A 16,084-nucleotide genomic window follows, 5' to 3' on the forward strand; every position below is an offset into this window, starting at 1 on the left:
ACCCACCCCCGTAAGGAGCCGTCATGGACCGCGACGACCTCATCCTCATCAGCGTCGACGACCACATCATCGAACCCCCCGACATGTTCGTGAACCACCTCCCCGAGCGCTACAAGAAAGACGCGCCCCAACTGGTGCACCGGGACGACGGCACCGACGTGTGGCAGTTCGGCGGCGCGACCATCACCAACTCGGCGCTCAACGCGGTGGCCGGCCGGCCCAAGGAGGAGTACGGCGTCGAACCGCAGGGCCTCGACGAGATCCGCCCCGGCTGTTACGACGTGCACGAGCGCATCAAGGACATGAACGCGGGCGGCATCCTCGCCCAGATGAACTTCCCGTCCTTCCCCGGCTTCTCGGCCCGCCTGTTCGCCACCGAGGACGTGGACTTCTCCCTCGCGCTCGTACGGGCCTACAACGACTGGCACATCGACGAGTGGTGCGCCGCCTACCCAGGACGCTTCATCCCCATGGCGCTGCCCGCCATCTGGGACGCGGAGCTGTGCGCGGCCGAGGTCCGCCGGGTCGCCGAGAAGGGCGTTCACTCGCTCACCTTCACCGAGAACCCCGCCGTCCTCGGCTACCCGAGCTTCCACGACCCCTACTGGAACCCGCTGTGGCGCGCGCTGTCCGACACCGACACCGTCATGTCGGTGCACATCGGCTCCTCCGGCAGGCTCGCCGTCCCGGCCGCCGACTCGCCGCCCGACGTGATGATCACGCTCCAGCCGATGAACATCGTCTCCGCCGCGGCGGACCTGCTCTGGTCGCCCCCGATCAAGCAGTTCCCGAATCTGAAAATCGCCCTCTCGGAAGGCGGAACGGGCTGGATTCCGTACTTCCTTGAGCGCCTCGACCGCACCTTCGAGATGCACTCCACCTGGACCCTCCAGGACTTCGGCGGCAAGCTGCCCTCCGAGGTCTTCCGCGAGCACTTCCTGACCTGCTTCATCACCGACAAGCTGGGCGTACGGCTGCGCCACGACATCGGCATCGACAACATCTGCTGGGAGGGCGACTACCCGCACAGCGACTCCCTGTGGCCCGACGCCCCCGAGCAGCTGCACGACGTGCTGTCGAGCTGCGACGTCCCCGACGACGAGGCCCGGAAGATCACCTTCGAGAACGCGATGCGCTGGTACTCCTTCGACCCCTTCGCGCACATCCCGCGCGAACAGGCCACCGTGGGCGCACTGCGCAAGGCGGCCGAGGGCCACGACGTCAGCACCCGCTCCCGCAGCCACCAACTCATCGAGCCCGCCGAGAAGTTGGAGGCGTTCCGCTCCAAGGCCCGGGCGGCCGTGGCGGCGGCCCGATGAGCGACCTGGTCCTGACGGAACGGATCGGCGCCGTCCTCGTGGCGACCCTGAACCGCCCGGAGGCCCGAAACGCCCTCAACCCGGAACTGATTGACGAACTGTCAGCTGTCCTCCGGGAAGCGGACACCGACCCGGCGGTCCGGGCGATCGTCCTCACGGGCGCCGGAACGGTCTTCTGCGCCGGCATGGACCTCAAGGCGTTCGCGAAGGGCGGCGGCAGGTTCGACGGCCTGGTGTGGTTCTTCCGCGAGGGCATCACCACACCGGTCATCGCCGCCCTCAACGGCTCGGCACTCGCCGGCGGCTTCGAACTGGCCCTGGCCTGCGACCTGGTCGTCGCCGCGGAGGACGCCAAGCTGGGGATCGCCGAGGTGAAGCGGGGTTTGTTCGCGGCCGGAGGCGGTACGACCCTCGCCGACCGGGTGCCGCTGGCCGTCGCCCTGGAGATGGGACTGACCGGCGACCTGGTCACCGCGCCGGACGCCAAACAGTTCGGCCTGGTGAACCGTGCCGTCCCGGCCGGAGAGGTGCGGGAGACGGCACTGACCCTGGCCGGACGCATCGCCGAGAACGGCCCTCTCGGCGTCGCGATGACCAAGAAGCTGATGAGAGAACGCCGTTGGGCCGAACCGGCAGAGGTCGAGTCGGTGTTCAGGAGCGCCGACGCGGCGGAAGGGGCACGGGCCTTCGCCGAACGCCGTAGCCCGGTGTGGACGGGGAAGTGACCGAACCGCCGGTGTTCCCGAGGCCGCGGGATGGTCTCGGGGACACCGGAGTGAAGTTCACAGTGCGCGGTGCCGGACGGCTTCGTGTGCGTCCGTAGCCGTGTCGTCCACGTCACCGATCTCGTCGACGAGCCCCCAGCGCAGTGCCTCACCGGCGCTCAACTCCGCCCCGGACAGGGCGAGATACGCCGTGCGCTCCCTGCCGACCCGGACCGGGATGCTTGCCGTGCCGCCCGCGCCAGGGATCAGCCCCATCCCGATCTCCGGCAACCGGATCACCGTGTCCGGCGCGGCGACCACCCGCCCCGCGAACGCCGCGAGCTCGATCCCCGCCCCGACACACGCACCGTGCAGATGCGCGGTCACCCGGGGAGCACAGTGGTGCAGCAGCGCACCCGGACTGCGCCGAACCCGCACCAGATGAGCCTGCGCCGGATCCCGCGACGTACCGAACTCGGCGAGGTCGCCGCCGCTGCAGAAGGCCGGACCGTTGCCGTACAGATCGACCCGGCTGATCGACGGATCGGCCACGGCCACCTGAAGTGCCTCGCACAGCGCGTCCCGCGTCGCCGCGTCGAACGCGTTGCGCACCCAGGGCCGGTCCAGCGTGATGGACAGCTGCGGACCGTCACGGTCGAGCCGTACGGGAGTCCCGGCCGGACGCGGTGAACGCCGGGGTGCGGCGGCCAGCCAAGCCCGGAAGTCCGCTCCGCCCTGAAGCGTCGAGTACGCGAGCGATTCGAGAACCAGCCTGTCGGGGATCGAGAGCCCGGCTCCCATCCGCAGCACCTGCACCAGCGCGACGGACGCGGCGGGCCGGCTGTCGACGACGTGACCCAGCTGCCGAGCCGTGGCGTGCGGAACCGCGCAGCCCACCCACGGCCTGGGCGGATTGCGCACGCCGGTGAGCAGGATGTCGACCCCCTCCACCGCATCCGTGGGTTCCGCCGCCACGCCGATCACGACGCGGTCCCGGTCACGCGGTTCCGTTTCATACGTGGGGGCGCGGTCGTCGGGGGCGTGGTCGAGGTCGACGATCACGAAGGGCGACTCCACAGTGATCTCCCTCCAGGCGTGGACCGGAGTGTAATTTGAGATCACCTCGGGAGAGAAGGGGGTTCGACTCATGGAGAATCACGCTCTCCGCAGCTGGATGGACCCTGTCGAGCCGTTCCTGGCCCCCCTCGCCGACGTCGCCCGCTCGTTCACAGACCTGACGGGCGTGGCCGTCGACCTGCCTACGACTCTGTTCCTACGGGCTCAACTGGCCGGCCTGGAACGCCCGGGCAGGACATCCGCCAACGGTTCCTGCCACCTCCTCCAAGCCGCTGACGGCTGGGCCGCAGTGAACCTGGCCCGCCCCGACGACCTGGCCGCCGTACCCGCACTGCTGGTACTTGTCGGCGCACCGGATGAGCCCGGGGGTCTGCATACTGCGGTACGACGAGTCGCGGCGGCCGAAGCGGTCGAGGCCGCGAAGTTGCTCGGCATCGCCGCCGCGGTACCGGGATCGGCCCAAGGCGCACGGCCCGCCGTGCACGCCGAGCGGTTCGGGGAACGGCGTACCCGCGCGATGGCGGAGATACGGATCGTCGACTTCTCCGCACTCTGGGCGGGGCCGCTGTGTGCACGGTTCCTGGGGCTGGCGGGCGCCCGGGTGCTGAAGGTGGAGAGCGCGACGCGACCCGACGGAGCACGCTTCGGGACGCCCGCCTTCTATCGCTGGCTGCACGAAGGGCACGACAACCTGGTCGTCGACTTCGCCCCCGGCACGCTGGACGAGATCGTCGCCGAGGCCGACGTCGTCATCGAGGCGTCACGGCCGCGCGCGCTGCGCCGACTCGGCCTCAGCGCCGAGGAGTTCCTCGCCGCCCGCCCCGGACGGGTGTGGGTCGGCATCACCGGATACGGACGCGAGAACGACCGTATCGCTTTCGGAGACGACGCTGCCGTGGCCGGCGGTCTGACCGGAGTCGACCCGAACGGCGACCCCGTCTTCCTCGGAGACGCGCTCGCCGATCCCGTCACCGGCGTTTTCGCCGCCGAGGCCGTAGCCCGTTCCCTCGCCGCGGGAGGCGGAGAACTGCTCTGCGTCTCCATGGCGGCCTGCGCCGCGACACTCGCGGACGCCCGGGCCGGGGTCCAGCCGCCGTGCTGATCAGGAACGTGGAGGTCGAGGGCCACGGACCGGCGGTGGACGTACGGATCGACGGCGGGCGGATCGCCGAGATCGGGCCCGCGCTGACGGGGCCGGAGGACCTGGACGGTCGGGGCGGTGCGTTGCTACCGGGCCTGCACGACCACCACGTACATCTCGCGGCGCTGGCCGCCGACGCCGCCTCCGTGCGGGTCGGGCCGACGGACGTGCGCGGCCGAACGGCGTTTGCGGCGGCCCTGGTTGGTGGGGCGCCGGGGGAGTGGGTGCGGGCGGTCGGCTATCACGAGAGCGTCGCGGGGGAGTTGGACCGATGGGCGCTCGACGCCCTTGTGCCGGACCGGCCGGTGCGGGTGCAGCATCGGACCGGTGTGCTGTGGGTGTGGAACAGTGTCGCGCTGCGGGCGGTCGGGCTGGACGGTGACGGGCGGTTCTGGCGTGAGGACGAGCGGCTGCGAGGGCTTGCGCCACCAACGCGACTGGATCTGGAGGGTGTTGGGCGGCGGGCCGCGGCGATCGGCGTCACCGGGTTCACCAACGCCGACCCGCACCCCGCGAGCGGGCTCACACAGATGCTGTCCGTCCTCCCGCAACGGCTCCTGGTGATGGGTGTCGACGAGCCCGTGAAGCTGATGCTCGACGATCCGACACTTCCCACGCCCGCCCAACTCGCCCGCACCATAGGGGAGATCAGGCCCCGGCCGGTCGCCGTGCACTGTGTGACGCGGGTGCAGTTGCTGGTGACGCTGCTCGCTCTGGACGAGGTGGGCTCGGCCGACGGCGACCGGATCGAACACGGGTCGGTGATCCCGGCCGAGACGATTCCGTGGCTACGGCGGCTCGGCGTGACGGTCGTGACCCAGCCCCACTTCCCGGTCGAGCGGGGTGCCGCCTACGCCACCGACGTCGACGCTGACGACCGCCCCCACCTCTACCGCTGCCGGAGCCTGATCGAGGCGGGCGTCCCGCTGGCCGCCGGCACCGACGCGCCGTACGGCACCTCGGACCCCTGGGCGGTCATGCGGGCCGCGACCGAACGGGACGAGACGGAACGACTCCAACCCCGGGCGGCTCTGCGGCTGTTCACCGGTGAGCCCCGACACCCGGCCCGGACACGCCGGTTGGCGGTCGGGTCGGCCGCCGACCTGTGCCTGCTCCACGTACCGCTCCGCGAGGCCCTCCGTACACTGTCCGGCGAACTGGTCCGCGCCGCATACGTGGCAGGCCGGCGCATCGGCCCCGCGTGACCTACACGCTGTAACCGCCGTCAACTCCCAACGCCTGTCCGGTGATGAAACCGGCCCGGTCCGAGGCGAGGAACGCGACCGCCTCAGCGATGTCGGTCGCATCGCCGAAACGGCGCATGGGAATGTTGCGCCGGGTGACGGCGAGCGCGGCCTCGTCCAGTTCACCGGAGCTGATCAGACGGCCGGCGATACCGTCGTTGAGCATGCCGGGCGCCACGCAGTTCACGCGGACGCCGTAGCGGCCCTCCTCGGCGGCGAGCGCCCGGGCGACGGCCTCGACCGCGCCCTTCGCGCCCGACGACAGCCCGTCCCGTACCGGGAAGCGGCGGGTGGCGACGGTCGTGACGGCGACGATGTTGCCCCGGCTCTCGCGCAGCAACGGCAGCGCGGGATGCACGAGGTTGAAGAACGCCACGGCGTCGCCCTCGAGTTGGGCGCGGTACTCGCTCGGCGTCACCTTGCTCAGGTGCCTCATCGGGACGTGCGGGCCCGCCGCGTACACGAGGGTGTGGATGCCACCGCCCACCTCCGACACCGCCTCGGCTGTGGCGGACTCGTCGGTCAAGTCGACTCGCAGTGAACGGACTTCACGGCCCAGCTTCGTGACTTCCGCGGCGATCGCGTCCGCCGCTTCCTGGTTGGCCCGGTAGGTGAACACGATGTCGCTGCCGCGCTCCGCGAGGAGCCGGACGACCGCCGCCCCGATCCCGCCCGAGCCGCCCGCCACGAACGCGACACCTGGTCTGCTGGAGAAGTCCGGCACCGTAACCGCCTCACAATCCGAGGGACTTGGCGATGATGACCTTCATGACCTCGCTGGTCCCGGCGTAGATGCGGGTGATGCGCGCGTCCGCGTAGAGCCGGGCGATGGGGTATTCCAGCATGTAGCCGTAGCCGCCGAACAGTTGCAGGCAGCGGTCGACCGCACGGGCCTGCATCTCGGTACAGAACAACTTGACCTTGGCGGCGTCGGGACCGCTCAGTTCACCCGCGACGAGTTCGAGCACCGCCCGGTCCAGCATCGCCTGCGCGGCCTCTGTCTCGGCTGCCACGGCGGCGAGTTCGAACTTGGTGTTCTGGAAGGAGGCGACCGTCTTCCCGAACGCCTTGCGCTCCTTGACGTACGAGATCGTCGTGTCCAGCGCCGCCCGAGCCTGCGCGACCGAGCCGACCGCCACCGTCATCCGTTCCTGGGGCAGGTTGTTGCCGAGGTAGCCGAACGCGGCGCCCTCCTCGCCCAGTCGATTGGCGACCGGGACCCGGACGTCGTCGAAGGCCAACTCCACTGTGTCCTGGACCTTGATGCCCATCTTCTGCAGCACCCGGCCGCGCGTGAAACCGGGCATGCCGTCCTCGACGACCAGCAGGGTGAGCCCGGCGCGGCGGTTGTCCGGGTCGGTCGACGTACGCGCCACGACGATCACCAGGTCGGCGAGGAGCCCGCCGGTGATGAACGTCTTCGCGCCGTTGAGAACGTACGAGTCCCCGTCGCGCACAGCCGTTGTGCGGATCCCCGCGAGATCGGAGCCCGTGCCCGGCTCGGTCATCGCGATGGCGGTGAGCAACGTCCCGGAGGCAAGGCCGGGGAACCAGCGTTCGCGCTGATCCCGGTCGGCGTAGGAGAGGAAGTACGGCAGGACGACGTCCAGTTGGGTGCGCACGGTCCCCAACGTCACCAGGGCGCGGGCCGATTCCTCCTGGAGGACGACGTTGTAGCGGTAGTCGGCGAGGCCCGCGCCGCCGTACACCTCGGGGACGGCCGTACCCAACAGGCCCAGCGCGCCCAGCTGTTCGAAGAGGGCGCGGGGGAGTCGGCCGGCCTCCTCCCACTCGGCGTAGTGGGGGACCACCTCTTTGGCGATGAAGTCCCGCGCGAGTCGGCGGAACGCCTCGTGGTCGTCGGTGAAGACGTCTCGGCGCACAACATCCCCTGTCAGGAAGCGAGTTCGACGACGGTGGCGTTGGCGGTGCCGCCGCCCTCGCACATGGTCTGCAGGCCGTAGCGGATGCCGTGGTCCCGCATGTGGTGGATCATGCGGGTCATCAGGACGGCACCCGAGGCGCCGAGCGGGTGCCCGAGCGCGATGGCGCCGCCGAGCGGGTTGAGCAGCGCCGGGTCCACGCCGGTCTCGGCCAGCCAGGCGAGCGGGACCGGCGCGAAGGCCTCGTTGACCTCGAAGACCCCGACCTCCGAGAGGCCGATACTCGCCTTGCGGAGCACCTTCTCCGTCGCCGGGATCGGACCGGTCAGCATGAGGACCGGGTCGGAACCGGTGACCACGCCCGCGCGGTAGCGAACGATCGGCGTGAGCCCCGACTCGCGGGCTTTTTCAGGGGTGGTGACCAGCAGGGCGGCGGCTCCGTCGGAGATCTGGGAGGAGTTGCCCGCGTGGATCACCCCGTCCTCCTGGAAGGACGGTTTCAGCCTCGCGAGCGTGTCGACGCTGGTACCGCGTCGTATGCCCTCGTCGGCGGTCACCGTGTTCGTACCGTCGGTCACCGGCACGATCTGTGCGTCGAAGGCCCCGCCGTCCTGCGCGGCCGCCGCCCGCTCGTGCGACAGCGCGGAGAACTCGTCGAGGACACCCCGACCCAGTCCCCACTTCTGCGCGATCTTCTCGGCGGAGATGCCCTGGTTGAAGGAGAACCCCTCGTAACGGGCGAGGACTTGAGGGCCGTAGGGCATCCCGCCGGCCCGCGACGCTCCGAGTGGGATGCGGCTCATCACCTCGACGCCGCCCGCCACCACGACGTCCTGCTGGCCGGACATGACCGCCTGGGCTGCGAAGTCCAGTGCCTGCTGGCTCGATCCGCAGGCCCGGTTCACCGTGGTCCCCGGGATGGACTCGGGCCAGCCCGCGGCCAGCACCGCGTAGCGGCCGATGTTGCTCGACTGGTCGCCCAACTGGCCGACGCAGCCCCACACCACGTCGTCGACGACCTCGGGGTCGAGACCCGTGCGGTCGACAAGAGCCTGAAGGACGGCGGCGGAGAGGCGGGCCGCGTGCACACCGGCCAGCCCGCCGTTCCGTCTGCCGACGGCGGTACGGACCGCCTCGACCACCACTGCCTCACGCATCACGTGTCCTCCGTAGCTGTCGGCGCGGCTGTTCCAGGTGCCGTTCTTCCCGGCACCGCCCAGCGCCCCGTGTAGAGCGGCGGACGCTTCTCCGTGAAGGCCGCGTACGCCTCCGGGACGTCTGCCGTGGCGAAGTTCATGGCCTGCGCCCGCGCCTCGCCGGCAAGGGCCTCGCGCAGGGTGCGATCGGCGTTCTCGTTGAGGAGCGCCTTGTTCTGTGCGAGCGCGACCGGCGCTCCGGCCACCAGCCGGGCGGCGAGGTCGTCCACGAAAGCGTCGATCTTGTCGGCGTCCACGACCCACGTCACCAGGTTCAGGGCCCGCGCCTCCTCGGCGTCGATCGTCTCGGCCAGCAGTACGAGCCGCTTCGCCTGCTGCAACCCCACCAGCTTCGGCAGCAGCCACGAGCCGCCGCAGTCCATGGACAGGGCGCGGCGCGCGAAGATCTGCGAGAACGTGCTTTCCGGAGTCGCTACGACGAAGTCGCAGCCCAGGGCGAGGTTCCAGCCCGCCCCGACCGCAACGCCGTTGACCTTGGCGATGGTGGGGATCGGGAGTTCGTGCAGCAGCAGTGTGACCTCGCTCAGGGTCCGCATCCGGTACAGGGGGTGCTCACTGCTGACGCCGCTGCGGATGTCGGCCCCGGAGCAGAACGCCCCGTCGGCACCGGTCAGGACCAGCGCACGTACCGTACGGTCGCCGCCCGCTGCGGAGAGTGCCGTTCTCAGGGCGTCCCAGAGTTCGGCGTCGATCGCGTTCTTGCGGTGGGGCCGGTTCAGGGTGAGTGTCCGAACGCCCTCGGCGTCGCTCGTCAGCAGGACCGGCTGCGGGGTCATCGCACGGCTCCCTGCGCCCGGAGAACGGCGATCTCCTCGTCCGCCAGCCCGAGTTCAGTGAGTACGGCGTCCGTGTGCTGGCCGAGAGCGGGAATGGCGCCCATCGGAGGGTCGTACCCGGCGATGACCGGAGGCGGCAGCAGCGCCGGGACCAGACCGGACGGCGTGTCGATCTCGCGCCAGCGGTCGCGGGCCTGCAGATGGGGGTGGTTGATGACGTCGTTGGGCGTGTTGTAGCGGGAGTTGCCGATGCCGGCCGCGTCCGCGCGGTCCTGCACCTCGGCGAGGTCGTGCCGGGCACACCAGGCGGAGATCTCCGGCTCCAGCAGGGCACGGTGTTCCACTCGTCCGGCGTTGCCCTGGAAGCGTGGGTCGTCCGCCAGGTCCGGCCGGTCGATCAACTCCCGTGCCAGGCGCTGCCATTCACGGTCGTTCGTGGTGCCGAGGACCACGGTGCGGCCGTCGGCGGTGCGGTGGGCGCCGTACGGTGCGACGGCGGGGGAGCTCATGCCGAGCGGTTGTTGCTCGACGCCGGAGTGGAGGGTGTAGGTGAGGGGATAGCCCATCAGCTCCGTCATCGTGTCGAACAGGCTCACCGCGACGGACGGGGCCGCGGGCCCGGGCCCCACCCCGCGTTCCCTGCCGCACAGCAGCGCGACGATCGACAGGGCGGCGTAGAGGCCGCTGCACACGTCGGCCATCGGCGGTCCCGGTTTGGCCGGTGCCCCGGGGTGGCCCGTCACCGCGCAGGCGCCCGACTCGGCCTGTACGAGGAGGTCGTAGGCGCGCTTGTGGGAGAGGGGACCGCCGGGGCCGTATCCGTCGATCTCGACGGCGATGAGATCGGGGTGACTGGTCGTCAGGTCGGCTGGGGAGATGCCGAGTTTGGCCGTGGTGCCGGGTGTGAGGTTGGAGACGAGGACGTCGGCGCGTTCCAGCAGGCGGTGCAGTACGCCTATGCCGCCGGGTGTCTTCAGGTCCAGGGCCACCGACTCCTTGCCGCGGTTGACCCAGACGAAGTGCGCTCCCAGGCCCTTGACCACATCGTCGTAGTGGCGGGCGAAGTCGCCGCCCTTGGGGTTCTCCACCTTGATCACGCGGGCGCCGAAGTCGCCGAGCGTGCGGGTGCACATGGGAGCCGAGATCGCCTGCTCCAGCGCGACCACGGTGATTCCGGCCAGCGGCCCGGTCGTTGCCGTCTCGGAACTCGTCATCTCAGATCGTCGCGTCTCGGCTCGCGGCCGTGAACTGGGCCCGGAGCTCGTCCTTCAGGACCTTCTGGCTTGCGTTGCGCGGGAGTTGGCCGACGAAGCGGACATGCCGGGGGACCTTGAAGTTGGCCATGTGCTCGCGGGCCCAGGCGATGACCTCGGTCTCGGTCGGCGTCTGCCCCGGGGGCGCGACGACGAAGGCGCAGCCGACCTCGCCGAGCCGTTCGTCGGGAACCCCGATCACGGCGACCTGCTGGACGTTCTCGCAGCCGAGAAGCAGCTTCTCTATTTCCGCCGGATACGCGTTGAAGCCGCCGACGATGTACAGCTCCTTCTTGCGGTCGACGATCGCGAGGTTGTCGTCGTCGTCGAGCCGCCCGATGTCCCCGGTGTGCAGCCAGCCCTCGGCGTCGATCGTCGCGGCGGTGGCGTCGGGGTCGTCCCAGTAGCCGCGGGTGACGTTGTAGCCGCGCACGAGGATCTCGCCGTCGAGGCCGATCGGGACGTCGAGACCGTCGGCGGCGACGATCCGGACCCGGACACCGGGAATGGTGCTCCCGGTTGTGTGAGCGACCGTCTCCTCGGAGTCCCCGACGCGGGTCGTGGTCACCAGTGCCGTCGACTCGGTGAGGCCGTAGGCGCTCATCACGATGTCGAACGACAACTCCGTTTTCATGGCGCGGATCAGCGATTCCGGGATGGTCGTGCCGCCCGTCATGGAGACCCGCAGCGACGACAGGTCGTGCGCGGCACGGTCCGGGTGGTTGACCAGGTCGTGGAAGATCGTCGGCGGCCCGAGAAGGATGCTCACCCCCTCCCGCGCGATGAGGTCCAGCGCGCGCCCGGCGTCGAAGACGGGCATCGGAATGACGGTCACGCCGTGCATGAACGAGGCCAGCCAGCCCGCCTTGTAGCCGAAGCAGTGGAAGAACGGCGGGATCACCAGGAAGGTGTCGGAGGCCTCGAACGTGTACTCCTTCGCCATCCACCCATAGGCGCGCAGGGACTGGCCGTGGGTGAGCATCACGCCCTTCGGATGGCCGGTCGTGCCGGACGTGAACATCACGTCGGACACGTCGTCCGGCGTCAACCGGTCGATCGACTCGTGCGCCGCAGCCGTGGAAACGCCTTCTCGCGCGCCGAGAAAGTCGTTCCAGGCGAGTTCCGCCGCGCCCTGCGGGCCGAGCACGGACACCGTCTTCTGCAGCGCCGGCAGTTCCGGATCGGCCTTCCGCAGTTGGCCGATGTAGTCGTTGCCGAGGAAGGGCGAGGCGAACACGGCCGCCGCCTCCGACTTCCGCAGGATGTACGAGATCTCCTGCGCCTTGAACCGCGTGTTGAGCGGAACCAGGATCGCTCCGGCGCCGTGGATGCCCAGCGCGGTGAAGATCCACTCCGCCGAGTTGGGGGCGCACAGCCCGACCCGGTCGCCCGGCTTGACGCCGAGCGCCATGGTGGCGCGGACCGAGTCGATCATCTGCTCTTCCAGTTCCCGGAACGTCCACCGGCGGTCGCCGTCGATGAGTGCCGTGGCGTCCCCGAAGCGCCGGGCGGCCAGCCTGATGACGTTGGGGATGCTCAGGAATTCGTCGTCGTAGCGCATCAGTTGGCTCCAGGGCTAACCGTTCGAGGGCAGATGCAGGATCCGCTTGGCGATGATGTTCCGCTGGATCTGGGAGGTGCCGCCGTAGACGGAGGCCGCACGGGAGTACAGGTAATCGCCGAACAACTCGCCGCCCTCTCGGGACAGTTCGGCCGGGAACACCTCGAGTGCCGTGTCGTAGAGCCGCTGTTCGGTCCTCGTCATCAGCAGTTTGTCCACGGACGACTCCGGGCCGGCGACCTGCCCGGCGAGACGTTCGGCGGTACGGCGGCGGGCGTGCGCCACCAGGACCTCGTAGTCCACGACACACCGGCCGATCCGCGACAACAGCCCGTCGGGCAGGCTGCCTTGACGCTCGGCGGCATGGCGCCGCAGCCGTTCGACGAGCAGCCCGTACTTCGAGATGTGCCCGGTGTCGAGGGCGTTGCGCTCGTACGACACCGTCGTCATCGCCAGCGCCCAGCCGACGCCCTCGGCGCCGATGCGTTCGGACTCCTCGATGCGGACGTCGTCCAGGAACAGCTCGCAGAACTCGTCGTCGCCGTTGGCCGCGCGCAGCGGCCGTACCGTCACGCCGGGTCGGTCCAGGGGCAGGACGAACGCCGAGATCGACTTGTGGGCCGGTGTCGAGCGGTCGGTGCGGGCCAACAGCAGACACAGACCGGAGTACTGGGCGTAGCTCGTCCAGAGTTTCTGCCCGCGGACCGTGTAGAAGCCGTCGTGCCGCGCGGCGAAGGTGCTCATGCCCGCCAGGTCCGAACCGGCACCCGGCTCGCTGAAGCCCTGGCACCACACCTCGTCACCCGCCAACATGCGGGGCAGGAAGCGGAGTCGCTGTTCCTCCGAGCCGAACTCCAGCAAGGCGTGGGCGAGATAGCCGATCCGGGGGACGCCAGGTGCCCGGCAGGCGCCGAGTTCGTCACTGATCGCCACCTGGTGCAGCGCGGTCAGGCCACGGCCGCCGTAGCGCTCCGGGACGTCGAGGCCGACCCAGCCGCCCGAGTGCAGCAAGCGGTGCCAGCGGCGCAGGAAGACCGGTGCCGGTTCGCCCGACTGCCTCTCGGGGAGCGGGTGTTCGGCGAGCCAGGCACGGAACTCCCGCCGCAGCCGGTCCAGATCGGCCGGGTCGCCGAAGTCCAGCGGGGTGTCGGTCATCGCGTCACCTCCGGTACGGCCAGCGCGACGAGCAGCTCGTCCGTCGTGGCGAGCAGCGTCGCGCCCAGGCGCACCTTGCGCAGATACAGGTGGGCGATGTGCTCCCACGTCTGCGCGATACCGCCGAAGACCTGCATCCCGGCGTAAACCGCCTCCAGTGCCGAGGAGTTGACCTCCGCCTTGGCGACACGTGCCGCCGTCAGGGCGCGCTCCGGCGATTCGTTGTCGAGACACCAGGCCGCGTAGCGCGTGACGCTGGTGCACGCCTCCACCAGGACGGTCGCGTCCGCGAGGAGATGCTGCACGGCCTGGAAAGAGCCGATCGCCTGGCCGTACTGGCGGCGAACGCGGGCGTATTCGACCGCCTGCTCCACGAACGAGCCGGCCGCGCCGACGAGTTCGGCGGTCACGACGACCAGTGCGTAGGCGTGCCAGCGGAGTTGATCAGGTGCGGGGAGACGGCCGACGACCTCCACGGGGGCGTCCGGCGGCACCTCGCGCACTGAGCGCACGAGGTCCGTACTCGGCGCCGCCGGGCCCAACTCGACCCGGGTGACCGTCCCTTCGGCGGCGACGCAGAGCGCGCTGTCGGCTCCCTCGCAGTCCCAGGCGACGAGATCTGTCGGTGTCTCTCCGGGGAAGCGGAGTTCGCGGGTGAGCGCGATGGCGGGGGCCGGCTGCGTGGTGTCGTCGCCGAGCAGGCGGAGCAGTTCGGGGGCCAGCAGGACCGTGCCGAGGAGGGATGTCGTGAGCGGGTGGCGGCCGTGTTCCTCCGCGAGCAACGCGCACTCCTGGGCGGTCGCCGCCGGGGGAGAGGTACGCCGTAGGTCGGCCAAACCCAGCTCGTCCAGGGCCTGTTGGGCGGCTGTTCGGGTGGACGGTTTCACCTCGTCCGCCGATGTCACGCCGAACCGGGTCGCGAGTGAGCGCACCATGTCGCGGACCAGGACGAACTCCTCGCGGTCCACGCTCAGTTCTCCTCAGGGGGGTTCGCGCGCCGTTCGGCGCGGGCCGCGAGTTCGGTGATGATGCGGATGTGGTCCGGGCTGGTCATCGTGGCCCGCTCGGCCATCAGCGCGGCCTCCATGCCGCCGCGCGACACCTGCTCGACCACTGCAGCGAGGGCCGACTTGGTGGCGCGCAGGGCCTCGGCGGGCTGGGCCGCGAGCCGGTGGGCCAGGGCGAGCGCCTCGCGCATCAGGTCGTCGGGCGGGACTGTTCGGTTGGCGAGGCCGAGTTCGACCGCCTTGGGCGCGGGGATGCGGTCGCCGGTGAAGAGGTACTCCTTCACGCGCAGCAGGCTCGTCAGCATCGGCCACAGGGTGACTCCGCCGTCGCCGGCCACCAGGCCCACCGAGATGTGCGGGTCCGCGAAGTAGGCGTCCTCGGAGATCAGCACCAGGTCGCAGGCCAGGGCGAGGCTGCAACCCAGGCCCACCGCGGGGCCGTTGACGGCGGCGATCACCGGCAGCGGGAAGCGGATCATCTCGGTCTGGATGGTGCGGTCGAGGCGGATCGACCGCTCCCGCAGCTCCGGGTCGGTGTGGTGCCGTAGAAGATGGTCGAAGTCGCCGCCCGCGCTGAACGCGCGTCCCGCGCCCGTGAGGACGACGGCCCGGGCCTTCGTGTCGTCCGCCAACTCGCGCCACACCTCCGACAGGCGGCGGTGCAGTTCCTCGGACACGCCGTTCAGCCGGTCGGGGCGGTTCAGGGTGACGATGCGGACGTCTCCGTCGGCGGCCACGGTCAGCACGGGAGTCACCTTGCTCATACCGGGATGGTATTAAAGGTCAGACCGATACTGTCAATGGTGTTGCACGAAGAAGAGAATCACATTCTCGCATTCGGGCGGGTCACTTCTCGGGATCCGTGAGCTCCACGCCGTCCCGGCGGTCCACCTCGGCGGCGGCACGCGCGAAGCCGCACACATGGCGCGTCATCCGGCGCATGGCCGCCTCGCTGTCGCGGTCCCGGATCGCCTCGGTGATCCGGGCGTGCGCTCGGGCGGTGAGTTTGCGGATGTCCGCGTCCATGAACTGCTCGATGTTGGTGGCCGCGTGGATCGACTGCGAGAGAGCGCTCATGAACCCGATGAGAAGCTCGTTCTCACCGGCCCGCGCCACGGCGTTGTGCCAGCGGACGTTGGCGCGCAGGAAGCGCTGGATGTCCTCGCCCGCCGTGACGAGGTCCGTGTGGGCATCGTCCAGTTCCGCGAGGTCGGTGTCCGTACGGCGCCTGGCCGCCAGCGCCGCGCACGCGGGCTCGATCGCCTCCCGCGTCTCGTGCAGATCCTCCAGACGGATGCGCTGCCCCCGGATCACCAACCGCACGGTGTTCGCGAGGGATTCGCGCCCCGGCCGGTGCACGAAGGCGCCGCCCCCGCGCCCCGGCCTGATCTCCAGCAGCCGTTCGACCTCCAGGATGCGCAGTGCCTCGCGCACCGTCGCCCGGCTCAGCCCCGTCTGCTCGACCAGTTGCCGTTCCGGCGGCAGCGCCGTGCCCTCCGTGAACTCCCCGGAGAGAATCCGCTCGCGCACCTCCGCCGCCAGCACGTCCGACGCCTTCGGGACCGTGAGCGTGTCGAAGCGCGGCCGGGGCTCACCGGCCGTAGCGCGCCCCCGAAGGGTGCGGGAAGGCTGCTCGGCGCTCTGCACAGGTTCAGGCCTCTCGTCGGAAGCCGCGCTCTTCGGCCTCTTTGGCTGAACCATTCAACACAGCACGCGCGGTGCCTGTCACATCACCGTGCCGCACGGC

At 70.3% G+C, this 16,084-nt stretch carries 15 protein-coding genes; 4 read left to right on the forward strand and 11 right to left on the reverse strand.

The features are described from left to right. Window positions 1–23 precede the first annotated feature (23 nt). Together OG504_RS49515 and OG504_RS49520 are read left to right on the forward strand one after the other, a co-directional pair. Entirely contained in the window at window positions 24–1,319 is a 1,296-nt protein-coding gene (locus tag OG504_RS49515) for an amidohydrolase family protein (protein ID WP_405995725.1), read from the forward strand. Continuing rightward, window positions 1,316–2,044 (forward strand): enoyl-CoA hydratase-related protein, encoded by a 729-nt coding sequence (locus OG504_RS49520; RefSeq protein ID WP_405995726.1) that lies wholly within the window; start codon window positions 1,316–1,318, stop codon window positions 2,042–2,044. The genes OG504_RS49515 and OG504_RS49520 overlap by 4 nt, the downstream gene beginning before the upstream one ends. A gap of 57 nt (window positions 2,045–2,101) precedes the next feature. On the opposite strand, the gene OG504_RS49525 is transcribed toward OG504_RS49520, so the two are convergent. Beyond that, entirely contained in the window at window positions 2,102–3,100 is a 999-nt protein-coding gene (locus OG504_RS49525; protein ID WP_405995727.1) for an enoyl-CoA hydratase/isomerase family protein, read from the reverse strand. A 70-nt stretch (window positions 3,101–3,170) separates the two neighbouring features. Here OG504_RS49525 and OG504_RS49530 point away from each other — a divergent pair, with 70 nt between their 5' ends. Both OG504_RS49530 and OG504_RS49535 read left to right on the forward strand, forming a co-directional pair. Continuing rightward, window positions 3,171–4,202 carry a CoA transferase gene (locus tag OG504_RS49530; RefSeq protein WP_405995728.1) on the forward strand — a complete coding sequence of 344 codons (1,032 nt, stop codon included), beginning with the start codon at window positions 3,171–3,173 and terminating at the stop codon, window positions 4,200–4,202. Continuing rightward, window positions 4,196–5,446, forward strand: coding sequence for an amidohydrolase family protein (locus OG504_RS49535; RefSeq protein ID WP_405995729.1), 1,251 nt, complete (start codon window positions 4,196–4,198; stop codon window positions 5,444–5,446). Before OG504_RS49530 ends, OG504_RS49535 begins: the two co-directional genes overlap by 7 nt. 1 nt (window position 5,447) lies before the next feature. Here OG504_RS49535 and OG504_RS49540 read toward each other — a convergent pair whose 3' ends face one another. The 10 genes from OG504_RS49540 to OG504_RS49585 all read right to left on the reverse strand — a co-directional run bounded on the left by OG504_RS49540 (window position 5,448) and on the right by OG504_RS49585 (window position 15,984). Beyond that, a complete protein-coding gene (locus tag OG504_RS49540; protein ID WP_405996617.1) occupies window positions 5,448–6,173 on the reverse strand; it encodes an SDR family NAD(P)-dependent oxidoreductase in 726 nt (241 codons plus the stop codon). A gap of 46 nt (window positions 6,174–6,219) precedes the next feature. Further along, window positions 6,220–7,368 carry an acyl-CoA dehydrogenase family protein gene (locus OG504_RS49545; RefSeq protein WP_405995730.1) on the reverse strand — a complete coding sequence of 383 codons (1,149 nt, stop codon included), beginning with the start codon at window positions 7,366–7,368 and terminating at the stop codon, window positions 6,220–6,222. Between the two features lie 11 nt (window positions 7,369–7,379). Beyond that, window positions 7,380–8,525: a thiolase family protein gene (locus tag OG504_RS49550; RefSeq protein WP_405995731.1), complete on the reverse strand. Its 1,146-nt coding sequence runs from the start codon at window positions 8,523–8,525 to the stop codon at window positions 7,380–7,382. Beyond that, a complete protein-coding gene (locus tag OG504_RS49555; protein WP_405995732.1) occupies window positions 8,525–9,361 on the reverse strand; it encodes an enoyl-CoA hydratase/isomerase family protein in 837 nt (278 codons plus the stop codon). Before OG504_RS49555 ends, OG504_RS49550 begins: the two co-directional genes overlap by 1 nt. Further along, entirely contained in the window at window positions 9,358–10,575 is a 1,218-nt protein-coding gene (locus tag OG504_RS49560) for a CaiB/BaiF CoA transferase family protein (protein WP_405995733.1), read from the reverse strand. Before OG504_RS49560 ends, OG504_RS49555 begins: the two co-directional genes overlap by 4 nt. A gap of 1 nt (window position 10,576) precedes the next feature. Then, window positions 10,577–12,175: a FadD3 family acyl-CoA ligase gene (locus OG504_RS49565; RefSeq protein ID WP_405995734.1), complete on the reverse strand. Its 1,599-nt coding sequence runs from the start codon at window positions 12,173–12,175 to the stop codon at window positions 10,577–10,579. Window positions 12,176–12,190: 15 nt separating this feature from the next. Beyond that, window positions 12,191–13,330, reverse strand: a complete 1,140-nt coding sequence (locus OG504_RS49570) for an acyl-CoA dehydrogenase family protein (RefSeq protein ID WP_405995735.1) — start codon at window positions 13,328–13,330, stop codon at window positions 12,191–12,193. Beyond that, entirely contained in the window at window positions 13,327–14,298 is a 972-nt protein-coding gene (locus OG504_RS49575; protein ID WP_405995736.1) for an acyl-CoA dehydrogenase family protein, read from the reverse strand. Before OG504_RS49575 ends, OG504_RS49570 begins: the two co-directional genes overlap by 4 nt. Before the next feature lie 2 nt (window positions 14,299–14,300). After that, on the reverse strand, window positions 14,301–15,101 hold the full coding sequence (locus tag OG504_RS49580) for an enoyl-CoA hydratase/isomerase family protein (RefSeq protein ID WP_405995737.1): 801 nt from the start codon (window positions 15,099–15,101) through the stop codon (window positions 14,301–14,303). 82 nt (window positions 15,102–15,183) lie between these two features. Continuing rightward, window positions 15,184–15,984, reverse strand: coding sequence for a FadR/GntR family transcriptional regulator (locus OG504_RS49585; protein ID WP_405995738.1), 801 nt, complete (start codon window positions 15,982–15,984; stop codon window positions 15,184–15,186). Window positions 15,985–16,084 lie beyond the last annotated feature (100 nt).

The organism is Streptomyces sp. NBC_00986 (assembly GCF_045162565.1).
In the GTDB taxonomy this organism is placed as follows: Bacteria; Actinomycetota; Actinomycetes; order Streptomycetales; family Streptomycetaceae; genus Streptomyces.

Coding starts and splice junctions, on each gene's coding strand:
- OG504_RS49515 (WP_405995725.1), top strand. CDS start 24: ATGGACCGCGACGACCTCATCCTCATCAGCGTCGACGACCACATCATC.
- OG504_RS49520 (WP_405995726.1), top strand. CDS start 1,316: ATGAGCGACCTGGTCCTGACGGAACGGATCGGCGCCGTCCTCGTGGCG.
- OG504_RS49530 (WP_405995728.1), top strand. CDS start 3,171: ATGGAGAATCACGCTCTCCGCAGCTGGATGGACCCTGTCGAGCCGTTC.
- OG504_RS49550 (WP_405995731.1), bottom strand. CDS start 8,525: ATGCGTGAGGCAGTGGTGGTCGAGGCGGTCCGTACCGCCGTCGGCAGA.
- OG504_RS49555 (WP_405995732.1), bottom strand. CDS start 9,361: ATGACCCCGCAGCCGGTCCTGCTGACGAGCGACGCCGAGGGCGTTCGG.
- OG504_RS49560 (WP_405995733.1), bottom strand. CDS start 10,575: ATGACGAGTTCCGAGACGGCAACGACCGGGCCGCTGGCCGGAATCACC.
- OG504_RS49565 (WP_405995734.1), bottom strand. CDS start 12,175: ATGCGCTACGACGACGAATTCCTGAGCATCCCCAACGTCATCAGGCTG.
- OG504_RS49570 (WP_405995735.1), bottom strand. CDS start 13,330: ATGACCGACACCCCGCTGGACTTCGGCGACCCGGCCGATCTGGACCGG.
- OG504_RS49580 (WP_405995737.1), bottom strand. CDS start 15,101: ATGAGCAAGGTGACTCCCGTGCTGACCGTGGCCGCCGACGGAGACGTC.